Source organism: Bradyrhizobium sp. 25ACV, assembly GCF_054863005.1.
The window spans coordinates 154,091-165,389 of sequence record NZ_JAVAYO010000009.1; the positions used below are offsets into that span (position 1 = coordinate 154,091).

The 11,299-nt window shown below is 60.0% G+C and carries 12 protein-coding genes and 1 pseudogene; 5 read left to right on the plus strand and 8 right to left on the minus strand.

Going from position 1 to position 11,299, the window contains the following annotated elements:
- Positions 1 to 139: 139 nt before the first annotated feature.
- A complete protein-coding gene (locus RAD04_RS21895; protein ID WP_461625406.1) occupies positions 140 to 700 on the minus strand; it encodes a hypothetical protein in 561 nt (186 codons plus the stop codon).
- Positions 690 to 1,247 (minus strand): hypothetical protein, encoded by a 558-nt coding sequence (locus tag RAD04_RS21900; RefSeq protein ID WP_461625407.1) that lies wholly within the window; start codon positions 1,245 to 1,247, stop codon positions 690 to 692. The genes RAD04_RS21895 and RAD04_RS21900 overlap by 11 nt, the downstream gene beginning before the upstream one ends.
- Positions 1,248 to 1,723: 476 nt before the next feature.
- Between RAD04_RS21900 and RAD04_RS21905 the strand changes: the two genes are divergently transcribed.
- Positions 1,724 to 2,149 (plus strand): hypothetical protein, encoded by a 426-nt coding sequence (locus tag RAD04_RS21905; RefSeq protein ID WP_461625408.1) that lies wholly within the window; start codon positions 1,724 to 1,726, stop codon positions 2,147 to 2,149.
- A 24-nt stretch (positions 2,150 to 2,173) separates the two neighbouring features.
- Here the strand turns inward: RAD04_RS21905 and RAD04_RS21910 are convergent, their stop codons facing one another.
- Positions 2,174 to 2,434, minus strand: coding sequence for a helix-turn-helix domain-containing protein (locus RAD04_RS21910; RefSeq protein ID WP_461625409.1), 261 nt, complete (start codon positions 2,432 to 2,434; stop codon positions 2,174 to 2,176).
- 98 nt (positions 2,435 to 2,532) lie between these two features.
- Between RAD04_RS21910 and RAD04_RS21915 the strand changes: the two genes are divergently transcribed.
- From RAD04_RS21915 to RAD04_RS21930, 4 genes are all read left to right on the plus strand, one after another.
- Positions 2,533 to 3,333 (plus strand): YqaJ viral recombinase family nuclease, encoded by an 801-nt coding sequence (locus RAD04_RS21915; RefSeq protein ID WP_461625410.1) that lies wholly within the window; start codon positions 2,533 to 2,535, stop codon positions 3,331 to 3,333.
- A 115-nt stretch (positions 3,334 to 3,448) separates the two neighbouring features.
- Positions 3,449 to 4,555, plus strand: coding sequence for a DUF968 domain-containing protein (locus RAD04_RS21920; protein ID WP_461625411.1), 1,107 nt, complete (start codon positions 3,449 to 3,451; stop codon positions 4,553 to 4,555).
- A gap of 418 nt (positions 4,556 to 4,973) precedes the next feature.
- Positions 4,974 to 6,647, plus strand: coding sequence for a recombinase family protein (locus RAD04_RS21925; protein WP_461625412.1), 1,674 nt, complete (start codon positions 4,974 to 4,976; stop codon positions 6,645 to 6,647).
- A gap of 716 nt (positions 6,648 to 7,363) precedes the next feature.
- The gene (locus RAD04_RS21930) at positions 7,364 to 7,570 is read left to right on the plus strand and encodes a hypothetical protein (RefSeq protein ID WP_461625413.1); all 207 of its coding nucleotides are present in this window, start codon (positions 7,364 to 7,366) and stop codon (positions 7,568 to 7,570) included.
- A 547-nt stretch (positions 7,571 to 8,117) separates the two neighbouring features.
- Here the strand turns inward: RAD04_RS21930 and RAD04_RS21935 are convergent.
- From RAD04_RS21935 to gmd, 5 genes and pseudogenes are all read right to left on the minus strand, one after another.
- Complete coding sequence (locus RAD04_RS21935; RefSeq protein ID WP_183232971.1) at positions 8,118 to 8,261, minus strand: hypothetical protein; 144 nt, start codon at positions 8,259 to 8,261, stop codon at positions 8,118 to 8,120.
- Between the two features lie 120 nt (positions 8,262 to 8,381).
- Positions 8,382 to 8,879, minus strand: a complete 498-nt coding sequence (locus tag RAD04_RS21940) for a hypothetical protein (RefSeq protein WP_461625414.1) — start codon at positions 8,877 to 8,879, stop codon at positions 8,382 to 8,384.
- The gene (locus RAD04_RS21945; RefSeq protein WP_461625415.1) at positions 8,824 to 9,387 is read right to left on the minus strand and encodes a D-glycero-alpha-D-manno-heptose-1,7-bisphosphate 7-phosphatase; all 564 of its coding nucleotides are present in this window, start codon (positions 9,385 to 9,387) and stop codon (positions 8,824 to 8,826) included. The genes RAD04_RS21940 and RAD04_RS21945 overlap by 56 nt, the downstream gene beginning before the upstream one ends.
- A 46-nt stretch (positions 9,388 to 9,433) precedes the next feature.
- Positions 9,434 to 9,962 (minus strand): annotated as a pseudogene (locus RAD04_RS21950) (NAD-dependent epimerase/dehydratase family protein).
- Positions 9,963 to 10,001: 39 nt separating this feature from the next.
- A complete protein-coding gene (gmd, locus tag RAD04_RS21955; RefSeq protein ID WP_461625416.1) occupies positions 10,002 to 11,072 on the minus strand; it encodes a GDP-mannose 4,6-dehydratase in 1,071 nt (356 codons plus the stop codon).
- Between the last annotated feature and the right edge of the window lie 227 nt (positions 11,073 to 11,299).

The following is an 11,299-nucleotide window of genomic DNA, read 5'->3' on the forward strand; positions in this document are numbered from 1 at the left end:
CCCTCAAAACCTCAACTCCCCTGCGAACACAGTTTTCTGCAGGAGGGATCACCGCCTCAGCGGGTTCATGGCGCAGCACCCCATCTCAACGGCCTGATTTATTGACTTGATTGGGTTCGTTCTGCGCAAGCATGTGCTTTCATGGTGCAGGATGCTCCCTTGCCGTGTTCAGGTCCGCGACCTCGGACAGCGCCCGATCCAAGCTCGCATAGGTCCGTGACTCATAGCGGTTGAGCTTGCGCAGCTCTGGCAGCAGCCGACACACGATCTCGACCTGGCGCTCAGCTTCCGAGGGCATGGATACCGGTTTGAGCCGCTCTGGTTTCTGCCATTGCCGCCGCAATAGCGCTTGCAGGTAGCGCGACTCGGCCAAGCGCGCACGCATGAGCTCCGGCCCCACGGCGCCGAACTCCAGCATGCGCTGGATGAGGTCGGCTTTGATCTGACGGATACGGGCAAGTTCGAGATAGGCGCGCGCCGCGCTGCAGGCCGATTCCAGAAGCGCTGGAGCGCTGCTGCCCGCAAGGATAGCTAGAGCCAGGGATTTCACGGCTTCATCATCCGCAGCGCTGCCCGTGACAATGCTCAGACCATGGCGGTGGGCGTTGCCTGCCGCGCGCCGCTTACCCGCCACCGTTCGCGGCCCCGTGCTCTTCTGCGCGTTCCGCCTGTTGGCCGCGATCTGACGTTCAGTTGCCATCGTCGCGACTCATCATGACAGCGGTGCCTTCGGCCGGATGCGTTGGCCTCGCCATGCCGGCCCGATAGTCCTCAAGCAGCTGCAGGTTTTTGTCGCGGCGCGAACTCAGTTCAGCCAACCGGCGATTGATCTCACCCAGCTCAACCAAGCAATGGCGAAAGGCCTCCGCATCGATACTGGCCTCCGACATCCCGTGTTTGCGTAAGATGTTTGCGACCTTCTTGCGCACCCCTTTGTTGGTAAGGGACCGCTCGGCCAAATCATCGATGTCGACAGAGCCGCTGGCATTTAGCGCGATGCTCAACAGGTTTTTCAGTGCCGGACCGCGGGCGGAAGTAAGGATCAGATCCTTGAATCCCCGAAGTCGCTGCATTTCCCATTCGCCATGGATGATCTCGCCGATCCACATCTGCTCAATGGCGCACCTCGGTTTGAGCTCTGCAACAATCGCTTGACGCATCATCCCAAAGTGGGCCTGGGATTCAGACGGCAGCAAGCGCGGCTCATAGATGAGTGCGAGCTGGGCACCCTGATCCGATCGGCTCATCGGCTCATCCTCCGCTCGGTTGAACGCATGGCGACACTCGCCGGCCAACACCTTTGAGGGCGCAACGCCTTGAAAACATTCCCGATGAATTGGTCAGCCCAGTCGGTTCTTCGCTGTAGGCTTATTCCCATGCTCTTTTAACTCCTTCGCGGGACTTGCTCGCCGGCGTGGCCTGTCGTCCCGGCCGCCGCGTAAGCGGTAGCAGGCGAGCTCGACTTTCTCTGCGCGTTGCGGCGCAAGTCCGAGGACAAACAGGAAAAAATAGCAGGGACAGGAATACTGCCGTAGCGGAAAAAACCCGGCACGCAAAGGGATTCCGCGGCCCAGTTAAAAAAAATTTGCATCCTCGGAAATTCAACCCAACTAACAGAGGGCAGCGACAGCACGACAGGCGCTGTCGGGAGGACTTGGTGCCGAAGCGAGCATTGCCGAAACGGTCGTCAACGAAGCCGAACCCTTCCTTGCGGAAGCCGTCATTGCCGAAACAAGCCCTGCCGAAGGCGTCCTTACCGACGCCATCGGGCCAATCATCCACCAAAGCTTTCAGCTTCCGCCCATCCATAACGCCAACGATGATTGGAAAAGACTTCGCGGCTCCCGATCCGCTCGCACGCCTGCTCGAGTTCATGAATGATGAGCGTCTCCCGCGAATGACGCGCGAGAGGATCGCCGCAAAGATCGCGCCGTATTTCCATCCTAAGATGAAGCCCATTCCGGCGAGCGCTGCCCCGGATTATTTTGGACCAAGCGCCCCATACGATCAGGCTGACTCTTATGAGAACTCCGCTCAATCTGCGGAATCTCTTGAGCGATATCGATTGAAGTTTGCCCGCTTGCGCGCCGAACTGGCGCTCGATCCCGGCCTCGCAAGCGCGAGCAAGGCTGGCCGGCGGCGCTTCTGACCATTTGAGCGGGTTCAGGGCTCCTCACCCGGGATCGCGGCGACCACTGCGCAGCTTGACACCGACGCCGCGGCCATTCTCGTCGATGAAGTCGACGCCGGCCGCCTCGAAGGTTCGCCGCACGACGATCAGGGTCGCGCGCCGCGGCTGAGTGAAACCGGCCTCGAGCTGGCGGACGGTGACGATCCCGACCTGCGCCTCGTCGGCCAATCGTTGCTGGCTCCAGTCCAGCAATCCTCGCGCGGCCCGGCATTGCTCCGGCGTGATCATCGGCGTGTCACCCAAGCGTTGTTTTCGAATCTTTCTGTCGAAAAAAGATTGATTTATCGTTACTGTCTGATAAGATCGTTTCTGTTTAAAAAAGATATTTTTGGAGGATGTTTATGAATGGCCGAGCATTTCCGCCAAGCCGCCGCGCTTTCATCGGCGGCTCGGACGCAAAGATCATCATGGGCGTCGATGAGGCCGCCTTGCTGCGGCTGTGGCAGGAGAAGCGCGGCGAACGGGACCCCCAAGACCTGGCCACTGATCTGGTGGTGCAGCTCGGCTCGGTCACCGAGCCCCTCAACCGGCACTGGTACGAGACCCACACCGGGCACAAGGTGAGCGAGGTGCAGCGGCAGTTCTTCCATCCACTTCACCGCTGGATGGCCGCCACGCTCGACGGCCGGATCGAAGCCACGGGCGCGGTGTTCGAGGCCAAATTTATGCTGCCGTGGAATTTCTCGGAAGAGCTCGCGGCCGAAAAGCACATGCCGCAGCTGCAGCACAACATGTGGGTAACGGCATCGCGGACGGCGGTGTTGTCGATCATTACCGGCGGTGGCAAGTGGGTGGAGATGACGGTCGGAGCCGATCCTCTCTACCAGCACCTGCTGCTGACCGCTGAGAAAAAATTCTGGCGCTGTGTGGAGAGCGGAGAGCCGCCCCGGCTGTTCGGCATCGAGCCGCCGAGAGCGCGCCTGCAAGCGGTGCGCGCGGTGGACATGAGCGCCTCCAACGCCTGGGCTGCTTTGGCGGAGGTGTTTCGCCGCACGCGCGACGCGGCGATTGACCATGAGCGGGCGAAAAGCGAACTGAAGGCCCTCGTGCCGGAAGATGCCCGTGAAGCAACCGGCCACGGGGTACGTGCCAAGCGGTCGAAATCCGGCGCGATCAGCTTTGAGCTGACCGCGCGTCCATAGCTGGCGCGTGAGGACGCCACAGCGCCGCCTTGGGTGTTTGGCCAAACGGTGAGAGCTGCGGCCGAGCGCGGAAAACCGCTTCACCCCACTGCCTTGAGCTAACCGACGCAGAACCATGTATCGATCAAGCCAGAGCATCAATCAGGTCGCCGCCGCGCTCGCCCGCGCACAGGCCGAGCTGGAAAACCCGGAAAAGTTACTCACGGCGACCCTGCCTGGGCCCTTTCCCAACGGCGAATGCCACAGCTTCCGCTATGCCTCGTTGGCGCGCGGACTTGAGATTGTGCGCAAGAGCTTGAGCAAACAGGAGATTGCCACGGTGCAGGCCACGGCACTTGAGCCGGAGAGCGGGCTGATCCGGCTCACCACCGCCCTGCTCCACAGCTCAGGCGAATGGATTGCGTCAGACTGGCCGGTCTGCACCATCGCCGACATCGCAGCGCCGCATCGGATGGGCGCTGCGCTGACCTACGCGCGGCGGTACGCGCTGTTCACGTTGATCGGGATTGCCGGCGAAGATGATTTCGACGCACCGGATCTTGCCATCAGGCCCGGATCCAACCCACCGGCCGATGAATTTGGATCTCCTCCCGGAGTGGCCCCGCCTGGCTCGCCTCTGCCCACGGCCAAAGCCAACGCGCCCTGGCGCGCAGAAACGAAACGTGCTCCCGCCAGTCAGGCCGCGGCCTCCGCAGCGGAACCCAAAACTTCTGAAGCGATGGCCGCGCGCCTGCTCGCCGAGCTTCAGTCGCTTGCCAATGTGGAGGACATCGACCGCTGGGCACAGCGGGTGTGGCGGCAGGCGAACACACTCACAGTCCAGGGGGCCCAGCGGCTTGGCGAAGCTCTCGAGGACCGGCTCACCCGGCTGCAAGCCTCCGAACAATCCACGCCAACGCCGGACGCGGCGGACAAGGATGGCGCAGCCGGCTGGGCTCGCGTGGGAAAATTGCAGCGGCGCCGCGATCGCGAACACCTGCGGTTCGTCGCCAAGCAGCCCTGCCTCGCTTGTGGCCGGAGCCCGTCCGATCCGCACCACCTGCGGTTCGCGCAGCCCAGGGGCCTTGGCCTGAAGGTGAGCGACGAATTCACCGTGCCGCTCTGCCGCGTCCATCACCGGGAGCTGCATCGGGCAAGCAACGAAGTCGAGTGGTGGTTGCGGTTAGGCATCGAGCCGTTAGAAGTGGCCCGCAGGCTTTGGCTGACAACGCACCCGTTGTAGCCGCACCTGCACGAGCTTTAGAGCTGCCGATCGTGCTTGTTGGCGATGGACGTCGCCGAGCTCGCGCAGAAAGCTCGCCAAGCGCTTCGAGTCCCACGAATCCTGGTCGAAGACGCCTCTGCGCGATTAGGATCGGGTCTTCCACGCCTCGCAGGCCTCGGGCATCGATACTGCGCGCAAGCCTCTGCGCCAGTGCAGCAGCCGGCGGCCCTAGCAAGCGGCGCATTGCAATCTCTATCAACCGGGCCGGCATGATGCGGCTGCGCTGCTCGGCCGAATGATCGCGACCGACCGCTAGAAACGAACCAACCCTTCGCAGGCGCAATACGGGGGCGACACTTTTCCAAGAGATCCTTCTTGAAGAGCTGAATCCTGAGGAGTTCTATGTCGCAGTAACCTGCGTCGGACGAAGGTGAAAATGAGTAATGCGCTCATCCTTCACAAAGCCCATCTGCCCAAGTCGCTCCTCGGCGTACGGGCAGCTCAATATGTCCGCATGTCAACCGACCGGCAACAATACTCGATTCAAAATCAGGCCGCCGTCATCGCGGCGTACGCGCACGCCCATAACTTCACGCTTGTTCGCACTTACAAGGACGAGGGCGAAAGCGGGTTGTTGATCAAGAACAGGGCGGGCCTGCTTCAATTGCTGGAGGATGTCGAGAGCAACCAAGCCGATTTTGGCCATCTCCTAGTCTACGACGTCAGCCGATGGGGCCGTTTCCAGGATGTTGACGAAAGCGCGCACTACGAGTTCGTTTGCAGACGCGCTGGCATCAAGGTTGCCTATTGTGCTGAGCAATTCGAAAACGACGGCAGTATGCTTGCGAGCATCGTCAAGAACATCAAGCGGGTGATGGCGGCCGAGTACAGCCGCGAGCTTTCAGCGAAAGTCTACGCCGGTCAATGTCGGTTTGCGCGGCTTGGCTATAAGCCCTGCGGTCGTGCCGGCTACGCTCTGGTGCGAGAGCTCGTCGATGAAAAGATGCAAACCAGACGAGTGATGAAGGAGGGAGAGCGAAAGTACATCCTGACCGACCATATCCGCATTAGACCCGGTGACCCGAAGGAAATCGCGGTCGTGAAGTGGATATTCGACAGATTTTTGGAGGTCAGATCCGAGACGGTCATCGCTTGGGAGCTCAACCGGAAAGGGCTCGCCTCGAGCACAGGCGTGCCATGGACCCGCGCTGCCGTCGGCATTGTTCTTAGAAATGAGAGCTATATCGGAAACCTCGTCTTCAACCGAAAGTCTCAAAAGCTACGGCAGGTGGCAGTGAGGAATCCGCCTGAACAATGGATCAGAACCGAGGGTTGTATCGAACCCATCATCGATCGCGAGGTCTTTTTCAGAGTCAAGAAGATCATCGAGGAACGCCGCGTTGATCTCTCCGAGCAGGAGATGCTTGTCCGGCTGCGCCGAACCCTACTCAAAGAAGGCCGTTTGACCCCGGCCATCATCGATCGAACGCCGGGATTGCCCTGCTCGGCGACCTGTCAAATACACTTTGGCAATTTTCGAAATCTCTATCGATTGCTCGGTTACACACCGAAGCGGAGTTACGAATTTCTCGACGCTCGTCCTGTCTGGTCCGAGTTGAGGTCAAAGCTTGTCGAACAGACCGCCGCCGCGATTAAGGCGGCAGGCGGGCGCATCAGTTCGGGCGGCTGGAGCGATTGCCTGCGGGTGAACGGGATGGCCTGTCTCTCCGTTAGGGCGGCCCGCTGGACCCCTGGTCGAAAGCCAAGCCATGCCCCCCACTGGAGCATCCAGCGCGAGGCGTGCCTCCCTGACGGCTGGATTGCCGCTATCCGGCTAGCCGAGCACAACAAAACCGTACTCGATTACGTATTGTTGCCGACCGACGGCAAAGTAAGACGCACGATCCGCTTTTCCGAATCAGCGCGAGCGCGGCGGGGAATTGCGCGCTTCAAGACGATCAATGGCCTCGTCCAAGCCATCGCCCGACGACTAACAGAACCGGATTTCACGTCCCACGCCCAGAAGCCGAGGAGCGGGCGGCCGAAAGCGCCGCCACTCAAAACCAGCAACATCCACCGACGACGTCGACGTCAGGCAGACCGCATTTGAGAACTTGTGCCGACGCTCAGGGTCAGTTTTGATGCTCGCATTTAGGATATGCCTCCTATGAGTGCCAAGTATGAGTGTTAAGCCAATTGTCGCGAAAATCCTAAGGGACGAACTCACCTCTTTGGGTATCCGGTCGCTGACTGTCCAGGAGTCGGAGAGGATCGCTGCTCGCATCTTCGAGCGGATCACTGAGCTCGAATTGGAGCTTGCCGCTCGTGATTTCGCCGCCCTAGGCCCAGGTCGCGACTAGCCTCCTCTCGAGGTGCTGCTTCGACGAGCGGCCAAGCAAGTATTGGGGCGCCACCGAGCCGGCCCGACCTTCGTCGGCAAGTTGCAGAGCGCGGATCGCGTCAGGCTCGAAAGGGCGGGTGGTACCGACCGGGCTGCTGCCGGGTCAGCAACCTCAGCTTCGGCTGCTGTAAACCACAACGCCGTCGTCGCCGGCCGCAGACCGTGCATGGATGAGCAAAAAACGGGCAAGCCCCCCCGTTTAACACTGGCAAGCCGCCGTGCTATGGACAGCAGGCGACCACTAACGCGGTCGCAATCTCAGTTAACTCCCGCCGGCTACCAAGTCGGCGGGTTTTTCCATGAACCTTAAGACCGATGAGACGCCGGTCCGGACTGGCGGGATATTAACTTGGCTTTAACACCTGTTGTGCAGCGGCGCCGGCTCATATAGATAAGGCCTTCAGCGTCAGTTGCGTTTGAGAGTCATGATTACCTACAAGCAGTACCACATCGAGCGAGTTGAGCACGGTCCGCGTGGCTGGGTTGCCCGCATCACGCGGGCGGATGGCAAGAACATCCGCACCATCCTGCCGGCCTCTGAATATCCTTACCTTGATACGAAGCCCACCGCCTCCGCCGAGGAAGCCGAGAAGCTCGCCAAGGAAGGCATCGACTTCGGCGGGGTGGTTTAGCCGGCTCCCGCATAGCTTGCGTCACGGCTTTGCACGCGACATCCCGCGGAAAATCGTGGCCTGGTCGCGAGTTGCGCCGGCCCTTTGCGATCCGATTGCCCCGGGGAGGGCAGCGAAGGCCCTTAAGCGCTGCCAGATGGGCATTGCCTTATTTTGGGGAGCCCGGCGGCTTATAGGAGCATACCCCGCTTCCCGAGCCACGCCAGTACCGTCGAGCACGCGGCCGAAAGCAATGCAGTCCAAAACCAGGAACGCCCACGGGCGGCGCTGATTGAGCGCAAATACAGGAACGCTCCGAGGATCTTTCCGTAATTCCTTCGAAATTCTCCGTTAAGCTTAGCTACTTGCGGTAGATCGGATAATGGCTTGCATCCGTCGGCCATTGCGCTGGGCTCCATTTGCGGCTGAACCAGCACCCTATGAACCACTGTTTTGCCCGACGACGCAAGCTCCATTTCGGGTTTTTCGATACGCCACAGATCGCCGCTAGACGCCTGGTATAGAGTTAGTCGCCAACCAAAAATGCCGACCCAAGTAGCTCAGTCGCTTATCTCAGACTTGAATCGGGCCAGCGAGGAAGCTCATCGGCGGGCCGGGATCGACGCAGACGCAGGTTCGGCCGCACCATCGCGTAGAGCAGGAAAAGGCCGATGGTGATGGCTACCGCCAGCAGGGGAAAAATGTCGTTCATGCCGCCTCCAAGTCCTCGAACTAAATGCTAGCAGTGATGCATCTACCCGTCCAATCGCGATGATGTTCTCCGGCTTGAGCCCGAACTGTTGAAGTCCTGCTTCGATAGCCACTTTAGGTTTTATTGGTTGTTCCGCTTCATGCGTTTGAATCCTCGCCGCTGCCGGGACAGGGCGGCCTTCTCATAGCGTTCCAAGCTCTGCAGAAGTCTCATTTGTTTCGAGTCAGCGCTCTCGATCACCAGACCTAGCCGAAGAGCTCGCAGGCGCCGCTGTCGATTCCTGGCTTGAGCCAGATCTTGAAGCGCGATCTCCGTACCCGCGCCTTTGTGCAAAAGCTGCATCGCAGCCGGCGAAAGCAGAACCATCGGAATCATCCCAACGAGATAAACCGTGCCGATAAGCGTGCGGCTCGATATTGCTTTCCCAGCACTTGTTTTGCGGGCCGGTACTCTTCGCTGCGTTTGCGCGATTAGCTTCAATCTGTCGCTTAGATGCCAACTTCCCTCCTTGATTTCGTTAGCTAGCCAACCGATCGAACTTCTGATTGCGAAATCGATGACATCAATCCTTCGTTCCCGCGCCGCCATGATGCGACAGTGGTTGACGCGGAGGATCATGGGACCAAGCCGTTAACAGCGGAGCGATAAAGGTATGGAGGTTAGACCCATTGAACAGATAGGCTGCGATGCCGGCCGCCTGCGCCGCGGCAAGGTCGCTCTGATTGTCCCCGATCATGAAGCTAGCATCGATATCCACCGGGTATCGCTCAAGCAGAGCTCTAATCATCCCCGGCTGCGGCTTGCGACAGCTGCAGAGGACACGGTATCGCTCAATCAGCCCATCGGGGTGATGTGGGCAGAACTCGAACGCATCGATATGCGCACCCACGATAGCAAGCTCACGCAACATCCATTCGTGCAAATTGCGAACATGCCGCTCCTCATAAAAGCCCCGCGCAATTCCTGATTGGTTCGTTACGACAAAGGCAAAATACCCGGCGTCATTGACTGCCTTTACGGCCTGTTGGGCTCCTTCCACCCACCGGATCTTGTCCGGATTAAAAGCATAGCCGTCGTCCTCGTTGAGGACGCCATCACGATCAAAGAAAACTGCTGGACGCCTCAAAGGTCACTCACCCACGTTGGGAAGAATACCGCCGATCTTCCGACAATCATTGCTCCATTTCAACAGATGCCGCGGCTAAAAGGTGGCTCAATTCGGGATGATAATTGTCGCCGGGCCCGTAGAGGTTGGTCGGCATCACGCTGATGAAGTCGCTGCCATACTGGCTGCGATAGGCTTCCGCCATCTTGATGCCGGCGATCTTGGCGATGGCATGGGGCTCGTTGGTCGGCTCCAGCGGGCCCGTCAGCACCGAGTCTTCCCGCAGCGGCTGCGGCGCCAACTTCGGATAGATGCAGGACGAGCCGAGAAACATCAGCTTCTCGGCATGGTTCACATGCGCGGCGTGGATGACGTTCGCGGCGATCGCGATGTTGTCGTAGATGAACTCGGCGCGCAGCGTGTTGTTGGCGAATGCCGCCGACCTTGGCGGCGGCGAGGAAGATCACCTGCGGCCGCACCTTCGCGAGCCAGTCGAACACTTGCGCCTGGTTGCAGAGATCGAGCTCGCGACGCTCGAGGGTGACGAGATTCACATCCTCCCGCGCCAGCCGGCGCACGGTCGCGCTGCCGACCATGCGCGATGGCCGGCGACGTAGACGCTTTTGCCCTTCAGCTCAAACGGTACGCTTGCCATGAGCCGCTTCCCGTTTGGCCTCGGCCACATCGCCCGTCATCATCTCGTCGACGAGCTGCGCAAAAGTCCGCCTCGGCTTCCAGCCGAGCACCTTCTGCGCCTTGCTGGCATCGCCGACGAGCAGATCAACCTCGGTCGGGCGGAAATAGGTCGGATCGATCTTCACCACCGTCTTGCCGCTGATGGCATCGACGCCGGTCTCGTCGACGCCCTTCCCGCGCCATTCGATGCGGCGGCCGACATGGGCGAAGGACAGCTCCACCATCTCGCGCACCGAGCGCGTCTCGCCGGTGGCGAGTACGAAATCGTCGGGCTTGTCGGCCTGCAGGATCATGTGCATGCCCTCGACGTAATCCCTGGCATGGCCCCAGTCGCGCTTGGCCTCGAGATTGCCGAGATAGAGCGTCTGCTCCAGCCCAACCTCGATCCGGGAGACGCCGCGGGTGATCTTGCGGGTGACGAAGGTCTCGCCGCGGATCGGGCTCTCGTGGTTGAACAGGATGCCGTTTGAAGCGAACATGCCGTAGGCTTCGCGGTAGTTCACCGTGATCCAGTAGCCGTAGAGCTTGGCTACGCCGTACGGCGACCTCGGGTAGAAGGGCGTAGTCTCCTTCTGCGGGATCTCCTGAACCAAGCCATATAGCTCGGAGGTCGAGGCTTGGTAGAACCGCGTCTCCTTCTCCATACCAAGAATGCGGATCGCTTCAAGCAGCCGCAATACGCCGATCGCGTCTGCATTGGCGGTGTACTCCGGACTCTCAAAGCTGACGGCGACGTGGCTTTGTGCGGCGAGATTGTAGATCTCGGTCGGCTGGATCTGCTGCACCAAGCGGATCAGGTTAGTTGAATCCGTCATATCGCCGTAGTGCATGAGGAACGGCACCTCGCCGACATGTGGGTCCCGATAAAGGTGATCTACGCGCGCAGTATTGAACGAGGATGAACGCCGCTTGATGCCGTGCACGACGTAACCCAGCGACAGCAGATGCTCGGCAAGGTAGGCGCCATCCTGGCCAGTCACGCCGGTGATCAAAGCAATACGCCTGTTCATTTCTCAGTGCCCTCTTGAAGATACACAAAATTTGCTGTCACGTTGGTAAGCAGCAAGCGGCGGTAAGGACCGATTCTCTCGCAGAATCCAAGCTCAATCGTACATGGAGGCTGGGATCGACGGATCCTAGCCACTCGATATCTGCAGCGCTAACATAGTCAGAACCGTTAGAGCTTCGGTTGTTTCTAACGCTCTTCGCCGGCAACTGCCACGCAATGTTCGCTTCC